This window comes from Fulvivirga ulvae (assembly GCF_021389975.1).
GTDB classification, from domain to species: domain Bacteria; phylum Bacteroidota; class Bacteroidia; order Cytophagales; family Cyclobacteriaceae; genus Fulvivirga; species Fulvivirga ulvae.
Map to the genome: position 1 here is coordinate 4727480 of NZ_CP089981.1, position 16665 is coordinate 4744144.

Below are 16665 nucleotides of genomic sequence, written 5' to 3' on the forward strand. Positions count from 1 at the left end.
TTAAGTTGGCAAGTTGATAATTTAAACAAGCAAATCAAATCTTACTCACACACTTTTTTGACTTTATCAAAGTCTTCGTAATATCCAAGACTGCCAGCTTCCTCCCAGTCTTTACATGCTCCTGTTTTGTCACTTTTTTCCAGTTTGCAGTTGCCTCTTTTTGAATAATAAGAGCCATCATCCGGATTGAGCTCTATGGCCGTATTATAATCTTCGAGGGCTTTATTGAGATCGCCTTTTTGCTGGTAGGCCTGTGCCCTGTAGAAGTAGCCGTCTGCATTCTGGTAGTTCTTAATAATCGATATATTATACATGTAAATGGCCGAGTCCAGCCGGTCCAATTTAGTATATATATTTCCCTTATAGAAATAGTACCCGTAAAAATCCGGGTTGATCTTGGTAAGGCGGTCAGCTGCTCTAAGTGCTTTATGATACATTTCACTTTCATATAAGGCCACAAACCGGTAGTACTGGTATTTTTCTTCGAAAGGTTTAAGCTTGAGTGCCATATCATAATCCTCAACGGCACCGGTGAAATCCCCCAGTTCATACTTCATTTTACCTCTTAATATATAAGAGTATGCAGAAGTGTCTCTTGGGTTAAGGGTTATGTAGCGGGAAAAACTGTTAAGAGCTTCATCGGTTTTTCCCATATTTCTATAAGTGAAGCCCCGGTACATCCATATAATGGCGAGGTCAGAATTGAGGGCGAAGGCGCGGTCAAAATCATCCAGAGCCAGCTCATATTGACCCTCTTTGAAAAAACATATGCCCCGATGAAAAAAAGCATCGGTATAAATAGAATCTATTTCAATACATTTCGTTAGGTAGTCAATGGCCGCGGTTCTGTCCACAGATATATTGTAATACCCTTTGTTAAAGAAATGTTTGGCGTTATCCTGAGCGGTGGAGTATAAACTGAAAGTAAGTAAAAAAATTAAGGGAAAAAGAATTTTGGCAGGGGTAGGTTTGGCCATGATTTAATTAACGTTTAACCATCTTTTGGCGATTAAGGTGCAAAGTTAAAAAGAAAATCTGAAGAGGTAATAAAAGTGAATAGTGGAATTATTCTAAATAGTTCTAAGCCATTTCGATTTTTTTTTGTATCATGCGAAATTTCCTGAAAAGGAGGGTTATTGCGGTAAATTTTGCCACTTTTTGAATTAGGGTCAGTAAAAAAGCTGAAAAAAGTTATGATAAACAAAAAGTAGGGGAACGAATTGCCGTTTTAATTGTTATAAATGGTTGTATATCAAAAAATAGCTAGAAATACATATAGGATTATAGGAGAATGAGACAACTTAAGATCACACAATCTATTACCAACAGGGATAGTAGGACCCTTGAAAAGTACTTTAACGAAATTTCAAAAGATGAGCTTTTGACACCCGAAGAAGAGGTGGATTTGGCTCAGAGGATCAGAGAGGGAGATGAGGCTGCATTGGAAAAACTGGTAAAAGCGAACCTGAGGTTCGTTGTATCTGTTGCTAAGCAGTACCACTACTCAAATAAAATTCCTCTTAACGATTTGATCAATGAAGGTAACCTTGGTTTGGTAAAAGCAGCCAAAAGGTTTGACGAAAAACGCGGATTTAAATTTATATCTTATGCAGTATGGTGGATCAGGCAGTCTATAATCCAGGCCTTGGCTGAACACTCAAGAATAGTAAGAATACCTTCCAATAAGATTGGTGCACTCTCTAAAATAGACCAGGCTTCTTCTTTGCTTGAGCAGCAGTTTGAACGTGAGCCGACCGATGAAGAATTGGCAGAACTGTTGGATATGACTGTTGATGAGGTTAGAACTACCGTTAGGTCACAGACCAAGCAGGTGTCCATCGATAAACCATTCTCTGAAGACGAAGGTAGTTCATTGCTTGATGTAATGGAAGATGAGGATAGCAACGAGGTGGAAAATATCGTATACAGCGATTCACTCAGAAGGGAAGTTGGCAGGTTGCTGTCTACCCTTACAGAAAGAGAAAGGATCGTTATCAGCCAGTATTTTGGCTTGAGCGAAAATACGAGCTTGTCTCTTGAAGATATAGGTGAGAACCTTGGCCTGACGAGAGAGCGAGTTAGACAGATAAAAGAAAAGGCTCTTAGAAAATTATCTAAGAACCCTAAAAATGAACTGTTAAAGCCTTACCTGGCTAATTAATAAAGGTTTTATATCCATAATAGAAAAAGGAGCATCTGTTAGGTGCTCCTTATTTCGTCCAGCCTGTTTTTAGCTGTTTGTAAATCCCTTCTGAGCTTCATTTGCTTTTCAAGTGCATTTCTTTTGTAGTTTTCAAATTCATTATCAAGCCTTTCGTAATCATTAGTTTTTTTACGGGCTATTTTGTTATTGTCTTTAAACTTATAAAGTAAAATGGCCATGGCTATCAACAGCAAGGAGATGATCACAATGTTAATAAGTACATAGCTGTCTTTAAGAAAATCAATGCCCATAACAGTTATATGTGTCCCTGCATACTCTTTTTCCTCTAGTTGCACGTCTTTTTCTTTGATTACTTCCCGCAGTTTGGCCAGTTCTTTCTCCTGGACATCGATTAATTTTTGAGCATCAGAGAGCCTTTGCTCCTTATTGCTTACAGAGTCTTGTACTGTTTTCCAAAATGCATTCAGGTCAGACTCTTTGATTACTTTATATGTTTTGAAAGTCTCTGAATCATCCTTAAGTTTTCTAAACTGTTCGTTCAGACTTTGAGGTTGCGGTATCTGTGTCTGGTCTTCCGTATTTTGAGCTGAAACTCCTGCACTGGCCAGACAAATGAGTAAAAATAATATGGGTTTCTTCATAAAAGCGCCGTTGATATGATTAAAAAATAAGACTCTAAACTAACTAACATTTTCGTTAAAGATCAACCAAATTTTGTTAATCAAAATAATTATCGTTAAATCACAATTTATAACGATAAGTGGCGGTGACGATATTTTTTGTGAATTCTCATTATATTAAACAATGGTAATTCGCTTGTGTTAGTAAATTCTAAAAGCATATCTATAATTACAAATGACAACAAAACAATATAAACCTTATCTTTCTCACCCCTGGCACGGGATACCTACTGGCACTGATGCGCCGGATGTGGTAAATGCATTCATAGAAATGACCCCGGCAGATGGCGTGAAATATGAGATTGACAAAGATTCAGGTTTTTTAAAAGTAGATCGCCCTCAGAAGTTTTCCAATATTGTGCCGGCATTATATGGGTTTGTACCGCAGACCTACTGTGCCGAAAATGTGGCACATATCTGCGAGAAACATACCGGCCGTAAAGGAATCAGGGGAGATGGTGACCCATTGGATATTTGTGTGCTTACCGAACGGAATATTGTGCAGGGTTACATACTTGTGCCGGCTATACCCATTGGAGGTTTTAGAATGATCGATGGGGGCGAGGCAGATGATAAAATTATTGCCATACTAAAAGGAGATGAAGTGTACCAGGAATGGAAAACACTTGAAGACTGTCCCGATTCTCTGATCAACCGCTTGAAACACTACTTTTTAACCTATAAGCAGATGCCCGGGGAGGTGCCTCAGAAAACAACCGAAATAGCTGAAATTTATGGGAAGGAAGAAGCTTTTGAGGTGATCAGAAATAGTCAAAAAGACTATGCTCAACATTATCAACAGCAGTGAAAGAGTTATAGAATGTAAATGAAGTAAGTTATGCATAACCTTAATGTTCAACATGATATTAACAACAAACTATTCTTCGCCAAAGTAAAAGGTGGTATGGCACAACTTGCCTATGAACGCCTGGGAGAAAAGCATCTTGATTTTAAGGAAACACACGTACCCGAACCGTCAAGGGGTATGGGAGTGGCCCGGCACCTGATAGAGTCTGCACTCGCGTATGCCAAAGCCAGAGACATAATGGTAAAGCCCAGCTGCCCGGTGGTGCAAAATGTGATCAGAAAATCGGAAGAATATCAGCATTTAGTGGAGAAGTAACGAGGCTAAGGTGTATTCGTATACAATTTCAATGCATAAGAGTTTAATTTCTTTTAATTTGGCATCAAACAAAAACTAACTAAAATATATTATGAAAAACCTAAAAATGCACTTTTTAATTGGTGGCTTTGCCTTATTGGCTGCATGTAGTCCCTCAAATAAAGAAGAAGAGGGAGCTACGGAAGAGCAGGAAGTTGCCGCAGTAGAAACTGAGGAGCCTGTTGCTGAAGAGGAAGTTTTAAATACTGCCAAAGCCGTTATCTCAAGTGCCAGTGGTAGTTCATTAACTGGTGAAGCGACTTTTACCGATCTGGGTGGAGGTGATGTAACTTTTAAATTAACTGTAGAAAATGCTACCCCGGGTGAGCATGCACTGCACTTGCATGAGACGGGTGACTGTAGCGCCCCGGATGCTACATCAGCAGGCGGGCACTGGAACCCGGCTGAGGTTAAACATGGAAAGCGGGCGGTGGATCACCAATACCATGCCGGCGACATCGCTAACCTTGAAGTGGGTGAAGACGGCAAAGGCATATTGACAGCTACTGTCTCAGGGTGGACAATTGGCGGACCTGACAGCACCAATATTATCAATAAAGCCATTATTATACATGCCCAGGCAGACGATTTTGTGTCGCAGCCTTCAGGTGCAGCCGGAAAGAGAGTAGGGTGTGGAGTTATACAGAAAAACTAATAATAATTTTTTAGGCAAAAAAATACTAAACTGGCTGGCTACAGCCGGTTTAGTTAGTATAATCAAATAGTTGTTCTTGCCTGATCATTTCATTTTGCTAAGCGCTATTTTTCGCGCTGCAATTTCCATTTTCATATAAGCAAGCACTTTATTTACCCTTTCCTCAATTTCCTTGGTTGAAATATACTTACTGGATTCAGGGAATCCTTTAAGGTGTCTTCTGATATCAATAATCATAATATTCTGGTATTTAAAATTTCAAAACTCTATATAAATACTTAACGGAAACCGGCATCTTTCGGTGCGATAAAACCGCTAAAACTTGTCTGAAAATTTAGTATTCAAGATTTTCTTTTTTAACCAATTCACTATCAGACATTTTCTTTTCATAGTTTGACCAATAAGCATGAATCCGGTCTATGAAAACCGATGGTTTTTCGTAATAACAATTTTGACCCTTGATGAAGGCATGCTTTTGCATCTGGCTCCGGTAATGTTCAATGATGGTTACTACCAACGCCTTGTCAACGGGATCCTCAAATACAACCAGCATGTCGGAAATTTGTTTTTGAATAATTGATAAATCATGATCAAATCCCAGGAGGTCCGACAAGTCGTGTAATTCATCTTCGAGTGACCCGAGTATACCAGGCCATATCCTGGATAGCGTATCTATCTGATACCTTAGATACTTTACTCTTTTCCGCCACTCGTGGAGGTCTTCCGTAGCCTGGCTGATCATGGCTATTTTAAGGCTATTCAAACCTCTTTTATAAACCCGCTTTAGACTAGGGGCTATCTGGTCAAAAGCCTTGACACTCAGTGTCCAGCTGCGCTGTTCTTTTAATTTGTTGTGTAACTGGGACTGCAGGTAACCCGGCACATCATTTTTGATATACTCATCTTCTAATTTTTGCCGTTCATGCAATTGATAATCAATGAGGGGCTTAAATACATGGCCGTTAAATTCATCTCCGTACTGTGCTCGGAGCTGCTCCACGGTCTCAATCACCGCCGTGCGATCGCGGATTTCAGAAACCTGCCGCCCCAGGTCTCTGTAGAAGATGTTTTCCTGTTTAAACTCATGCTCTCCGATTTCGTCCCTGATTAAACGGAAGATTGCTCGTAGCTCTTTAAATATCTTCCTTAACTCATGTATAGTTTCGTGCCTGTTCTGTGCAGGATTACCCTTAAGCATATCGTGTGCCTTGGCTATTTCCTCATCGATCATGCGAACTATACCCTTAGAAAAATCTTCTGATCTCTTTAACTGTAAACTCATTATTTAAAAGCGGACAAGAAATAAGCCAGAGCTTTAATCAGTTGTCTATGTTAACCTCTGGCCATTGTTTGAGAAAACCTGTACCATCAGTGTGCATTAGGATACACAATAAGAGAACGGACTTTAAGCCCAGCCTGTAACTATCCTTGTTATGTTTATACCGAAACAATTTAATCCATGCTTTTTCTATAAGTTACTTTTATCAACTCAAAAATGAAATTGATCCGGGATAAAAAATCTATAAGACCAGGGTGTTTTTATTGTGGTTTTTTTCTGGATTTCTCAAGGTCATCCCGGCTGGTGCTTTTCCATTTTTTTGTATTCATCATGTGGGCCGATCGTCCGATCATGTGTGAGGCTACCGGTATGGTCAGGAAAATGAATATAAGAATAAGAAGAGATTTGATCACCGTTGGAAAAGATGGAAAGTAAATGCATAGGCCGGTCAGCATGAGCATTATGCCTAAAGTAGGAGCTTTTGTGGTGGCATGCATCCTGGTATAGATATCCGGTAGCCTGATGAGGCCCACACTGGCCAGAAGGATAAACAACGCCCCTAATGCTAACAATACAATGGCTATCCATTCTTTAATCATCCTTAATACTGGTTTCTTTTAAATATTTCGCAATGGTGACGGTGCCAAGAAAAATTATAAGTGCTACAATAAGAACCACATCCAGATAGACTATTTTTTTACTTATGAAGACATAGGTTATTATAATACCCATGCTTATTGAAGATATGAGGTCAAGTGAAATTACACGATCAGGTAGCGAAGGCCCTCTTAGTAGCCTGATAAAGCTGATGAGAAGGGATATTGCCAGGAGCACCATTATAATATGTGCTGCATATTCTATCATTTCAATTTAGTAGTTTCTGTATTTTTCTTTCCAGTTTTTTAATATCACTTATAAACTTATCCTTGTCTTCTGCATACATGGCATGTACATAGAGCTTTTCCTTATCATCTGAAATGTCGAGACTCAGTGTGCCGGGAGTCATGGTGATCAAATTGACCAAGGCAAGAATTTCATGATCTGATTTTACAATAACCGGCACTTCGATAATGGCAGGGTGCATACCAAAGTCAGGAGTTAATATTTCATAGGCAACCTCTATATTGGAGCTGATGAACCTGTGAAGGTAAAAAAATGCAAACTCTACGATATGCCAGACTTTAACGAGTATTTTCATGATTCGAGGTTTTCAGCACTGCTTCTACATAATGTTTTGAATCCAGTAATTGTTCTGCAGCATGGGTAGTAAGTTTAAAGCAGTAATCGGCCCCAATGCCCATACCTATACTAATGCAGCAAAGAAATACACAGGGTACAACCAACCTTATCGCAGGTTTTTTATTAGCCGTGCTGGTATGAGGCGGTGTTTTTTTCCAAAATGCATTGCTCCATATTTTTATCATTGAAAACAAAGTAATAATACTGACCAGAAGTGCAATAAATGTGATAAGATACTGGTGGCTTTCCAGTCCGGCTTTTATCAGTATAAATTTGGCAAAAAAACCTGAAAGGGGAGGAAGGCCGGCCAATGCCATAGCAGGTATAAAGAATAGGAAAGCTACCAATGGGAAATGTTTATAAAGCCCACCAAGGGTTTTTATATGATATGATCCTTTGAGGCTGCTGACAATTCCTGCCACCAGAAAAGTATTTGTTTTAGCTATTACATTGTGAAATGTGAAGTAAATGGCCCCGCTAATAGCCAGCGGTGTAAATATACCGAGCCCCATGATCATGTAGCCGATCTGGCTGATAATATGGAATGAAAGGATACGTCTGATGTCATTTTGTGAGGCGGCCATGATAACTCCTATAAACATGGTGACACCGGAGGTAATCAATAAAAGTGTGTGCCAAAAAGCATTGTTATGAACAAAGAACAAAGTGAAAAAACGAACCATGGCGTACACACCTACTTTAGTAAGGAGCCCGGCGAATAAGGCACTTATAGCAATTGGCGGTGTATGGTATGATGCAGGAAGCCAGTAGAAAAACGGAAATATTGCGGCTTTGATACCAAAAGCTATGAAAAACAGCATCGCCGACGTATTCATCAACATGGTATCGTCTTCTTTTATAATACGGGCAAGGTCTGCCATGTTGAGCGTGCCTGTTTCACCGTAAATCAAACCAATCCCTGCCACAAACAAAAAAGACGAAATAAGGCTCATCGTAATGTACTTTATGGCACCTTCCAGCTGAGTACGTTTATTGCCGAGAATTAACAGACAAAATGAAGCCATGAGCATGACCTCAAACCAAACAAAAAGGTTAAAAATATCGCCGGTGATAAAAGAACCGTTTACGCCAAGGAGCAAGGCCTGAAACAATGGGTGGAAATGATGGTTTTCCTGCTGTTCTGCAATATTTTTAGTGGCATAGACGGATATGCAAAAGCCAATTATGGCAGCCATAATCAACATTATAGCACTGTACAGGTCTATGACTATAGGAATACCAATAGGAGCGGCCCAGTTGCCAATGTTGGTTACCTGAATACCTTCCTGGCGAACGGTGTTTAATAAATCAATGGATATTATTATTAGTGTCAAGGTAGTTGAAATGCTAATAATACGCCTGACCCTGTTGTTTCTTATAAGAAGCAGAAAGGGGATAGCGACAAGCGGTATTAAAATGGGCAATGTTATCATTCCTGTCATTCAAATCGATCGGTTTCTTTTACCTGGTCAAGGTCCTCCGTTCCGGTTTTGCTGTAGTATTTGTAGGTAAGCACAAGTGTAAATGCAATGATACCAAAACCAATTACTATAGCAGTCAGAATTAATGCCTGAGGCAGGGGGTCTGCCATTCCCGGTGCAGGCGCTTCACTTCCTCTTTCAATAAATGCAGGCTGGCCTTTGCTCAGGCCTCCGGAAGTAAACAAAAGCAGGTTTGTGGCATTACTTAAGAGCATTATGCCGAGGATAAGTTTTACTATGCTCCGCCTCAATAGTAAATATACAGATACGGCATATAGAACTCCAATTGCTATTGCAAATGCTATTTCCATTCGATTTCCTCCATAATTGATGACGTAATGGTTAAGAGACTTCCTATTACCAGCAGATAAATGCCAGCATCAAATAGCAAAGGAGTGCCCAGATTCAACTCAAGAAAACCGAGATCAAGGGTGTGCCAGATCCCCGTTAGCAGCGGTTTGAGGAATAAGAAACCCATAGTAGCACTGCTTAGAATAATAACCAGACCAAGTATGAGATAAGTCTGAGGTTTAACGTAGGTGTTACGGATGGCGTCAATACCGTAGGTGAGGTTATAGAAAAGTATACCCGAGCCGGCAAGGAGTCCGGCTATAAAACCACCCCCGGGTGAATTGTGGCCGCGGAGGAGAACATAGATGGAAAATATTATGGAAACCGGTTTTAGATATCGGGCTGTTATTTTTAATATTATAGAATTCATAAGCTTTTTCAATGTGATGTTTTGGACTTTTTTATTTTAAGCAAACTGAAAATACCCAGCGATGCTATACTGATCACTAATACCTCCCCCAGAGTGTCAAATGCCCTGAAGTCTACTAATATTACATTGACGATGTTCCTTCCATGCCCCTCTTTGAAGCTGTTTTGTGCGATATAATTGGATACGGGGTAGCTTAAGTTAAGATGGTCAGCTTTGATCACCAGGGCAGCCATTAAAATGCCCACGGTCGAAGCTATAAAGGCATCACGGGCTTTGGAAGTCCGGGATAAATGTTTTGAAAATACCGGTAGTTTGTGGAACACCATTATAAAGAGCACCAAGGTTAAAACTTCAACGAAAATCTGGGTAATGGCAAGGTCTATTGCCCCGTAAATTATATATAAAAGAGCTATGCCAAACCCTGCCACACCAATAGTTATAATAGCTGCCAGCCTGGATCTGGAAACAGCCACTGCTATACCGGCAATGCATATAATAATGATAATAGCCAAAGCATAATAGGAAACCGGGGAGAGATCTGCCGTAAACTGCCATGTCCATGTGCTGTATAGCTGATACCAGACAAGTGCTGATGCCACTATAAAGATCACCATGATATAAATACGGTAGTATCCGTGCTGGAAAAAGCTGGTGTTCTTTTTTGCAATAGTTATAAGATAATCGATAGTCTTGTTGAAGACGTGAGCCAGATCAATATAGAACAGGCGTTTGTTTAATTTTTCAAAGAGAGGTAACGCCAACTTTCTGCTCCAAAAAAGTGATATGCCAATAGCCACTGTGACCAGGCTAAGTATAAATACAACATTGAAACCATGCCAGAGCTTTAGGTCTACCCGGATAGGGGTTGCTTTTACAGCTCCTACAGATGCTTCCAGCAGTGGTTCCAAAGGCTGGGGAAACAATGCAAGTATAAGACTAAGGGCAGCCAGCAATGCAGGGCCTGCCCAAAAGGTATATCCTGCTTCATATATGGGTTTGGTCCAGCTCTTTTTTTTGAAAAAAATCTTATACCCGAAAAGAATAGAGACAGCCACCATAAATGCATTAGCGAGTATACTAAATACAAGCACATAACCAGAAACTCCCGGGGCTTGCTGGCCGGCTTCATAGATAAACTCTTTGCTTATGTAGCCCAGCATAGGAGGAAGGCCGGCCATTGATAGTAGTGCAAGCACAGAGATTGCCATAGTAACAGGCATTTTTGACCATAAACCACCCAGTTGATCGATATGGCGAGTACCGGTTTTTTCATCAATGGTGCCGGCCACCATGAATAAAGTGGCTTTGTATAAAGCGTGCACTACCAGGTAGAGCAATGCGGCTTTTACGGAAAGGAACGTCCCAATGCCTATGAGCATCATAAGTATGCCTAGTGCACTTATAGTCACATAGGCCAATATAGCTTTCAGGTCCTTTTGTGTAAGTGAGAGATAAGCGCCTGCCAGCATAGTGATGCCTCCGAAGAAGGTGACAACGTTTTGCCACATTTCAGTATTACCCAGCACAGGATTAAGTCTTGCTAATAAGTAAATGCCTGCATTGACCATAGCTGCTGAATGCAGGTATGCACTTACGGGAGTAGGAGCCTTCATGGCAGATGGTAACCAGAAATGAAAGGGAAACTGGGCTGATTTGGTAAATGCTCCGAGTAGAACGAGCAATAGCAGAGGAGTGTACAGCGGGCTATTTGTCAAAGCTTCATGCCCGGTTAGCAACTCACTGATCTCATAACTACCGCTGATGTTGCCAATAATAATAAACCCGGTGAGTAATGCAAGTCCGCCAAGTTCAGTGACCAGTAAAGCCTGCAAGGCCGCTGCACGGGCAGCTTTTTGAGTATGTTTTAAACCGATTAAAAGGAAAGAGGTTATGCCGGTGAGTTCCCAGAATACATAAAGTGTAATAAGGTTACCTGCCAGTACCAGGCCGAGCATAGCCCCCATAAAGAGCATCATGTAACTATAGAATTTACTTTTGCCATCATGATGCCGCATATAACCATTAGAGTATACCAATACCAGTACCCCTATGCCAAGAATGAGCAGGGTAAATAGCATGCTAAGACCATCCAGGTAAAATGAAAGGTTGATATTCAGGGCATCAACCCAAGGTGAAAAAGTTGTAAATACTTTTCCGTGCCTAACCTTTTCATACAAGCTTAAGAAGTAGCCAAGTGAACTTAGGGGTATGATAGCCAGGAGAATCCCTACATTTTTAGTGAATTTTCTGGCAATAAACGATGCTAAAGCTGCCCCAAGAAAAATGGATGAAATTGATAAGAGCATACTATTTCGGATCTATACTAGATCAACACGGCAGTAAGTGAATAGTTTACACCAGGTACGGAGTAATTGTGCCTGGTAATGAACAAAGTTATTATTCATCAGTTAGAAGGTAGAATGTTCGCTGGCGATATCGGTTCTAAAGGGGTTTGTATGAAGAAATTGTTATTGGTTTTTGGAATAATGCATGTCATAAACTTTTGCTATGGGCAGAAAGATACTACCGCTGCTGACCAGGCAACAGAATTTTTGCCTTTAATATATGCCAACCGGCAACTCACTTACCTTACGTTCTATGATGGCATCGGTAACCTGCCGGACATGGTCACTGAGGCACGCTTCTCAGGCGACTATTTTCTCAAAAAAGAAAAGATAAACTGGGCACTGGAGCTTAACCTGAATATTACCATCAGGATGAGGGACAAAAAATCTTTCCCCATTCTGCCCCCAAGCTACAATCCGGTACTGACTTACTATAGAAAGATTCCTTCCGGCGAAGGGTCCTTCCTTAGTAAAACCTTCCTGGATCAGGTTTTCTGGGAGGTTTCGGTGGGGCATCATTCCAATGGCAACGCTGAAAACTTTTATGTGCAAGATAGCCTTGGAAATGACACCGGAAAGATCAACTATGATAACGGTAACTTTTCCACCAACTATCTGGAAGTGGCATTTTCCACCTTTAAGCAACGCAACAAGGGAAATCAGAAGAACTATTATACTAACCTGAGGGCCGCTTTCCGCATGTATCCGTCAAAATTGTCAGCAAAAGAACTCAGAGATACCTATGGTTTCTACAGGTTTTTCCTTACGTATAATCTGTTCAAAATTCCGATGGGAGAGCCAGAAAAGCAGTGGTCAAAATTCTTCTCACGCTCCAGGTTAAGACTTCATTCCGGTTGGATCTTTGGAGATATGAGAAATGCCACAGCGGATAATATCAGTAAACGGCTGATCGCCGAGGCTACATATTTTTATTACCCCGGCTGGCTATCCGAATTAGGTTTTTTTGTACAATACTATCGCGGCCAGGATTATTACAACATACAATTTTCAAGAACTGTAGAGGTGTTCAGAGCTGGTATTTCATCCAACCCGCTTGATTTTGAAGGTTTTAAAAAAATATTGAAATAATTCGGTTAATTCTTTTTTAAAACCTCAGAAAGTTTTTCTCCTCCCTTTATGCCAAAATCGAGTGTACGGATCGGGAATGGAATCGTGATACCATTTTGGTCGTATGCCTTTTTTAAATTTTTAATACCGTCACTTTGAGCTTGAAGGTAATCGGGCTGCCGTTTAAAATTTACCCAATACCTTACCACAAAATTGATGGAGCTGTCCCCAAATTCTTTATAGAAGAACTCAACACTCTTTCCCGCTTGTAAGTATGGTATTTTTTTGATGGCAGCTAAAGAAATTTCCTCAACCTTGTCAAGATCATCGCCATAAGAAATGCCACATTCCAGATCAATCCTTCTGCTGCCGTTTATAGTATAATGCTTGTACAGGTTCTGAAAGATCAACCTGTTTGGAATAACCACATCCTGACCCTGCGGATCGTATATTATAGTAGCCCTTAAGCCAATTTCCTTAACTGTTCCGAAGACATCATTTGATTCTATAATATCACCAACATTAATAGGGCTCTGTACAGCCATAATCACACCGGAGATGAGATTTGAGGCGGCATCCTGAAAAGCAAAACCAAGAGCCAGGCCTATAACACCCACACCGGCCAATACTGAAGTAACCGTTTTGTCAAGATTGAGTACACCCAGGGCTATCATCAGGCCAATCACCACAATTATAAATGAGGTAATAGACCGGATAAGAGTTATTACCGATTCGTTTTGCATGAGCCGGTGCAGTACACGGCTGAGTACATTACTTACTACTTTAGAGATGATATAGGCTATAACAATCACCAAAATAGCAATCACAAGATTGGGTAGCATTACAATGAGAGCCTCCAGCCAACCCTGGAGTTTGTCCACCACTATTTCCGATGCATCTGAGATTTCACTAAACATAAATAATAGGTGTAGGTTAATACTTGCATTAAACTAGTAAAATTAACCGTGCAATTTATTATATTCTATGCAAAAGAAAAGTTATGAGGGATAGAAGACATTATTTTGCCAGGATCAGGACCCAATTGGCGAATGAAAGGACATTGATGTCTTACTACAGGGGGGGCTCTGGCCCTGGTGGGGATCAGTGCCTTTATTTTTAAATTTTTTGTTTCGTGGCTGTTTTCAGCCCTTTCACTGATTTTTTTGATCCTGGGCATATCAATGGCAGTCTATGGTACTACAAGGTATTTCAGGTTTAAGAAAAAAATATTGAGGAAGTGAGTGTATGACCTTTGAAATTATCTTATTATTTGCCATTGTACTAGGCGCATTGGTGCTTTTTACTTCTGGGGTTATATCAGTGGACCTTACCGCCCTGTTGGTTATGGTATCGTTGATGGGCACAGGTATTTTAACACCCGAAGAGGGTATTTCAGGCTTTAGTAACACCGCCACCACTACTGTACTGGCTTTGCTCATTCTCAGTGAAGGCCTTAAAAATACCGGGGCAGTGGAGTTGCTTGGTGATAAAATGGTCAGCCTTACCGGCAGGTATGAATGGTTTACACTTATTGTAATTATGTTAATCTCTGCCTTTGCCTCAGCTTTTATCAATACCACGGCTGTAGTAGCCGTATTTATTCCCGTAATGTTCAGAATAGCCCGGTCAACAGGTATTCAGGTATCTGTATTGCTGGTTCCTCTATCTTTTGCAGCCATGATAGGAGGTGCTTCCACCATGATTGGAACCTCAACTAACCTTTTGATCAATTCCTTAGGGCAGAGTTATGGACTTGCCAAACTTCGCATCTTTGACCTTACCCTTATGGGAGGGATTTTGTTTCTTTCCCTCATGCTCTATATGATACTGATAGGCAGACACTGGCTTAAAAAAGACAGTAACCAGGAGGAGGTAATTGATGACGGACATGGACCGGCCAACTACCTTACAGAAATAGTTATACCACCCGGTTCCACACTGATCAGTAAAAGCCTTAATGGCGGGCCGTTAGCTCCCACTCGGGACCTCAATGTATTGCGTGTAATCCGGGGAGAGGCCACTTTTTCATCCATACATGTAGGAAAGCTTCAGGAAAATGACATTCTGGTCGTTAAAGCTAACATTAAAGAGCTGATCAAACTCAGCAATAACCCCAGCGTGAAAATAATCACCAACAATCGCGCAGTAACGGGAAACACTGATGAAAATATCGAAACAAATCTTTTCGAAGCTTTGGTGGTACCTAATTCCAATCTTATTGACAGAAAAATTAAAGATGTAGACTTTCATAGATTTTACGATGCCTATCCTCTGGCTGTCAGAAAAGGGGGAATTATAGGCGATCAGAAACTATTAGAGCATAAGATAGGTCTGGGTGACATACTTTTGATGGATGGAGACAGTGAACCCAAAACATTTTACTCTAAAAATGACTGGATCACGATTCAAAGGATTGCTAAAGATGAAATAGAAAAGCATTTATACCAGAAAGATAAGCTGGCCGTATCGGTTGCCATACTTCTCGGTGTTATTATACTTGCCGTTACCAATATCCTTCCCATACTTATTGGAGCCTGGATTGGCGTTACTTTGATGATATTGACACGCTGTATAACGCTGAAACGAGCCTACCAGAATGTAGAGTGGAAGGTGGTATTTCTTTTGGCCGGCATTATTCCGTTGGGTACAGCCATGAATAAAACCGGTGCAGATGCATTGATAGCACAAGGCTTCATAGAGCTTACATCGGGCACTTCTCCTGCATTTGTTGTGTCAGGGCTGTTCCTGCTTACCACATTGCTTACAGGTATTATATCCAATCAGGCCACTGCTGTTTTGCTTGTCCCTATTGCTATCAGGATAGCCTCGGGGCTTGAAATGCCACCGGAGCCCCTGGTTATCGCCATTTTGTTCGGGGCAAATACGAGCTTTCTGACGCCGGTGGGGTACCAGACCAATGCCATGGTATATGGACCGGGTAATTACCGCTTCATAGACTTTCTGAAGGTGGGAGGACTGTTATGCCTTATATTCTGGATATTGGCGACATTCCTTATACCGAGGCTTTATATGTAAATGGTAAAACGCCTCTTCGCCTTTGTTATGTTATACACCTCTTTTATTACCATAGATGTGTATGTGGAGCCGGTCAGTGTAATTGAAATTATATTTTTTGCAAGCTTCTATCAGCCACTGTTGTTTTTCTTTAAGTCTTTCAGGAGATGTGCCTTCGGGCATTAAATATACATTACCAGGTTTTATGTCATATCTGCTGACAAGGGTAAGCACTTCTTCCAAATCTCCGGTGTCGCTTACTACAAATTTGAAAACCGCCCTGGTATTACCGGCAAAAAAGTTATAAACTTCAGGCTTTTCACGCAGTTTTGTGGAATTATTTGAGTTTGACAATTTCGGGCTGACATTATATTGACTCACCAGGCTATCAAATGCGTTGGTGGGTATAATAGTACCATTGGTTTCAACCTCAAAGCGATAGTTGGAGTTGGCTCTCCGAAGCAGTAGCATAAGCTCAGCAAGCTCTGCTTGCTGTAGTAGTGGTTCTCCGCCGGTCAATACCACATTTCTGCAATTTATTTGCTCCAGTTCCGCTGCTATCTCAGTTACTGAAAGCTCAGCAATATACTCGGCTTTAGCATATTTTTCATAACCAGGCTCTACATCTTTATCATGCCTGAAGGGTGTGCCTGTCCAGTTCCATGTATAATCGGTGTCACACCATGAGCAGTGAAGGTTACAAAGCGAAGTGCGAATGAAAATACTTGGACGCCCGATGCTCTTTCCTTCTCCCTGAATAGTATGAAAAATTTCTGCCTTCCCGTTGAGTTTTGCCAGCTTCATCAGTTAAAAATTTACCGCAAAAATAGGCAGATTATAATGAAGTTTGTTGTTG

Annotated in this window: 20 protein-coding genes; 7 read left to right on the forward strand and 13 right to left on the reverse strand. The window is 40.8% G+C overall.

Features of this window, described 5'->3' with window-relative positions; translation table 11 throughout:
* Positions 1 to 41: 41 nt before the first annotated feature.
* Positions 42 to 977, reverse strand: a complete 936-nt coding sequence (locus tag LVD17_RS20015; RefSeq protein ID WP_233760787.1) for a tetratricopeptide repeat protein — start codon at positions 975 to 977, stop codon at positions 42 to 44.
* Between the two features lie 314 nt (positions 978 to 1291).
* Here LVD17_RS20015 and LVD17_RS20020 point away from each other — a divergent pair, with 314 nt between their 5' ends.
* Positions 1292 to 2161 (forward strand): sigma-70 family RNA polymerase sigma factor, encoded by an 870-nt coding sequence (locus tag LVD17_RS20020; RefSeq protein WP_155171902.1) that lies wholly within the window; start codon positions 1292 to 1294, stop codon positions 2159 to 2161.
* Between the two features lie 38 nt (positions 2162 to 2199).
* On the opposite strand, the gene LVD17_RS20025 is transcribed toward LVD17_RS20020, so the two are convergent.
* Complete coding sequence (locus tag LVD17_RS20025) at positions 2200 to 2805, reverse strand: hypothetical protein (RefSeq protein ID WP_233760788.1); 606 nt, start codon at positions 2803 to 2805, stop codon at positions 2200 to 2202.
* Positions 2806 to 3019: 214 nt separating this feature from the next.
* On the opposite strand from LVD17_RS20025, the gene LVD17_RS20030 reads away from it, so the two are divergent.
* From LVD17_RS20030 to LVD17_RS20040, 3 genes are all read left to right on the forward strand, one after another.
* Positions 3020 to 3652 carry an inorganic pyrophosphatase gene (locus LVD17_RS20030; protein ID WP_233760789.1) on the forward strand — a complete coding sequence of 211 codons (633 nt, stop codon included), beginning with the start codon at positions 3020 to 3022 and terminating at the stop codon, positions 3650 to 3652.
* Between the two features lie 30 nt (positions 3653 to 3682).
* On the forward strand, positions 3683 to 3967 hold the full coding sequence (locus tag LVD17_RS20035) for a GNAT family N-acetyltransferase (RefSeq protein ID WP_233760790.1): 285 nt from the start codon (positions 3683 to 3685) through the stop codon (positions 3965 to 3967).
* A 91-nt stretch (positions 3968 to 4058) separates the two neighbouring features.
* On the forward strand, positions 4059 to 4661 hold the full coding sequence (locus LVD17_RS20040; protein ID WP_233760791.1) for a superoxide dismutase family protein: 603 nt from the start codon (positions 4059 to 4061) through the stop codon (positions 4659 to 4661).
* A gap of 84 nt (positions 4662 to 4745) precedes the next feature.
* Here the strand turns inward: LVD17_RS20040 and LVD17_RS20045 are convergent, their stop codons facing one another.
* The 9 genes from LVD17_RS20045 to mbhE form a co-directional block, all read right to left on the reverse strand.
* Positions 4746 to 4898 (reverse strand): hypothetical protein, encoded by a 153-nt coding sequence (locus LVD17_RS20045; protein ID WP_233760792.1) that lies wholly within the window; start codon positions 4896 to 4898, stop codon positions 4746 to 4748.
* Between the two features lie 97 nt (positions 4899 to 4995).
* Positions 4996 to 5943, reverse strand: a complete 948-nt coding sequence (locus LVD17_RS20050) for a CHAD domain-containing protein (RefSeq protein ID WP_233760793.1) — start codon at positions 5941 to 5943, stop codon at positions 4996 to 4998.
* 257 nt (positions 5944 to 6200) lie between these two features.
* Positions 6201 to 6539, reverse strand: coding sequence for a monovalent cation/H(+) antiporter subunit G (mnhG, locus tag LVD17_RS20055; RefSeq protein WP_233760794.1), 339 nt, complete (start codon positions 6537 to 6539; stop codon positions 6201 to 6203).
* Complete coding sequence (locus tag LVD17_RS20060; RefSeq protein WP_233760795.1) at positions 6532 to 6804, reverse strand: MrpF/PhaF family protein; 273 nt, start codon at positions 6802 to 6804, stop codon at positions 6532 to 6534. Before LVD17_RS20060 ends, mnhG begins: the two co-directional genes overlap by 8 nt.
* A 1-nt stretch (position 6805) precedes the next feature.
* Complete coding sequence (locus LVD17_RS20065) at positions 6806 to 7138, reverse strand: Na+/H+ antiporter subunit E (protein ID WP_233760796.1); 333 nt, start codon at positions 7136 to 7138, stop codon at positions 6806 to 6808.
* Complete coding sequence (locus tag LVD17_RS20070; RefSeq protein ID WP_233760797.1) at positions 7122 to 8621, reverse strand: Na+/H+ antiporter subunit D; 1500 nt, start codon at positions 8619 to 8621, stop codon at positions 7122 to 7124. Before LVD17_RS20070 ends, LVD17_RS20065 begins: the two co-directional genes overlap by 17 nt.
* Positions 8618 to 8971, reverse strand: a complete 354-nt coding sequence (locus LVD17_RS20075) for a Na+/H+ antiporter subunit C (RefSeq protein WP_233760798.1) — start codon at positions 8969 to 8971, stop codon at positions 8618 to 8620. The genes LVD17_RS20070 and LVD17_RS20075 overlap by 4 nt, the downstream gene beginning before the upstream one ends.
* Positions 8962 to 9381, reverse strand: coding sequence for an MnhB domain-containing protein (locus LVD17_RS20080; RefSeq protein WP_233760799.1), 420 nt, complete (start codon positions 9379 to 9381; stop codon positions 8962 to 8964). The genes LVD17_RS20075 and LVD17_RS20080 overlap by 10 nt, the downstream gene beginning before the upstream one ends.
* A gap of 8 nt (positions 9382 to 9389) precedes the next feature.
* Positions 9390 to 11687, reverse strand: coding sequence for a hydrogen gas-evolving membrane-bound hydrogenase subunit E (gene mbhE, locus LVD17_RS20085; RefSeq protein ID WP_233760800.1), 2298 nt, complete (start codon positions 11685 to 11687; stop codon positions 9390 to 9392).
* 150 nt (positions 11688 to 11837) lie between these two features.
* Here mbhE and LVD17_RS20090 point away from each other — a divergent pair, with 150 nt between their 5' ends.
* Positions 11838 to 12815 (forward strand): hypothetical protein, encoded by a 978-nt coding sequence (locus LVD17_RS20090; protein ID WP_233760801.1) that lies wholly within the window; start codon positions 11838 to 11840, stop codon positions 12813 to 12815.
* Between the two features lie 5 nt (positions 12816 to 12820).
* Here the strand turns inward: LVD17_RS20090 and LVD17_RS20095 are convergent, their stop codons facing one another.
* Complete coding sequence (locus LVD17_RS20095; RefSeq protein ID WP_233760802.1) at positions 12821 to 13711, reverse strand: mechanosensitive ion channel family protein; 891 nt, start codon at positions 13709 to 13711, stop codon at positions 12821 to 12823.
* A gap of 177 nt (positions 13712 to 13888) precedes the next feature.
* Between LVD17_RS20095 and LVD17_RS28730 the strand changes: the two genes are divergently transcribed.
* Together LVD17_RS28730 and LVD17_RS20100 are read left to right on the forward strand one after the other, a co-directional pair.
* A complete protein-coding gene (locus tag LVD17_RS28730) occupies positions 13889 to 14035 on the forward strand; it encodes a hypothetical protein (RefSeq protein WP_370688772.1) in 147 nt (48 codons plus the stop codon).
* Positions 14036 to 14039: 4 nt separating this feature from the next.
* On the forward strand, positions 14040 to 15830 hold the full coding sequence (locus LVD17_RS20100; protein WP_233760803.1) for an SLC13 family permease: 1791 nt from the start codon (positions 14040 to 14042) through the stop codon (positions 15828 to 15830).
* A gap of 30 nt (positions 15831 to 15860) precedes the next feature.
* Here LVD17_RS20100 and LVD17_RS20105 read toward each other — a convergent pair whose 3' ends face one another.
* Entirely contained in the window at positions 15861 to 16613 is a 753-nt protein-coding gene (locus LVD17_RS20105) for a 7-carboxy-7-deazaguanine synthase QueE (protein WP_233760804.1), read from the reverse strand.
* Positions 16614 to 16665 lie beyond the last annotated feature (52 nt).

Coding starts and splice junctions, on each gene's coding strand:
- LVD17_RS20045 (WP_233760792.1), bottom strand. CDS start 4,898: ATGATTATTGATATCAGAAGACACCTTAAAGGATTCCCTGAATCCAGT.
- LVD17_RS20080 (WP_233760799.1), bottom strand. CDS start 9,381: ATGAATTCTATAATATTAAAAATAACAGCCCGATATCTAAAACCGGTT.
- LVD17_RS20025 (WP_233760788.1), bottom strand. CDS start 2,805: ATGAAGAAACCCATATTATTTTTACTCATTTGTCTGGCCAGTGCAGGA.
- LVD17_RS20070 (WP_233760797.1), bottom strand. CDS start 8,621: ATGACAGGAATGATAACATTGCCCATTTTAATACCGCTTGTCGCTATC.
- mbhE (WP_233760800.1), bottom strand. CDS start 11,687: ATGCTCTTATCAATTTCATCCATTTTTCTTGGGGCAGCTTTAGCATCG.
- LVD17_RS20095 (WP_233760802.1), bottom strand. CDS start 13,711: ATGTTTAGTGAAATCTCAGATGCATCGGAAATAGTGGTGGACAAACTC.
- LVD17_RS20020 (WP_155171902.1), top strand. CDS start 1,292: ATGAGACAACTTAAGATCACACAATCTATTACCAACAGGGATAGTAGG.
- LVD17_RS20090 (WP_233760801.1), top strand. CDS start 11,838: ATGAAGAAATTGTTATTGGTTTTTGGAATAATGCATGTCATAAACTTT.
- LVD17_RS20065 (WP_233760796.1), bottom strand. CDS start 7,138: ATGAAAATACTCGTTAAAGTCTGGCATATCGTAGAGTTTGCATTTTTT.
- LVD17_RS20075 (WP_233760798.1), bottom strand. CDS start 8,971: ATGGAAATAGCATTTGCAATAGCAATTGGAGTTCTATATGCCGTATCT.
- mnhG (WP_233760794.1), bottom strand. CDS start 6,539: ATGATTAAAGAATGGATAGCCATTGTATTGTTAGCATTAGGGGCGTTG.
- LVD17_RS20040 (WP_233760791.1), top strand. CDS start 4,059: ATGAAAAACCTAAAAATGCACTTTTTAATTGGTGGCTTTGCCTTATTG.
- LVD17_RS20060 (WP_233760795.1), bottom strand. CDS start 6,804: ATGATAGAATATGCAGCACATATTATAATGGTGCTCCTGGCAATATCC.
- LVD17_RS20035 (WP_233760790.1), top strand. CDS start 3,683: ATGCATAACCTTAATGTTCAACATGATATTAACAACAAACTATTCTTC.
- LVD17_RS20105 (WP_233760804.1), bottom strand. CDS start 16,613: ATGAAGCTGGCAAAACTCAACGGGAAGGCAGAAATTTTTCATACTATT.
- LVD17_RS20050 (WP_233760793.1), bottom strand. CDS start 5,943: ATGAGTTTACAGTTAAAGAGATCAGAAGATTTTTCTAAGGGTATAGTT.
- LVD17_RS20030 (WP_233760789.1), top strand. CDS start 3,020: ATGACAACAAAACAATATAAACCTTATCTTTCTCACCCCTGGCACGGG.
- LVD17_RS20015 (WP_233760787.1), bottom strand. CDS start 977: ATGGCCAAACCTACCCCTGCCAAAATTCTTTTTCCCTTAATTTTTTTA.
- LVD17_RS20100 (WP_233760803.1), top strand. CDS start 14,040: ATGACCTTTGAAATTATCTTATTATTTGCCATTGTACTAGGCGCATTG.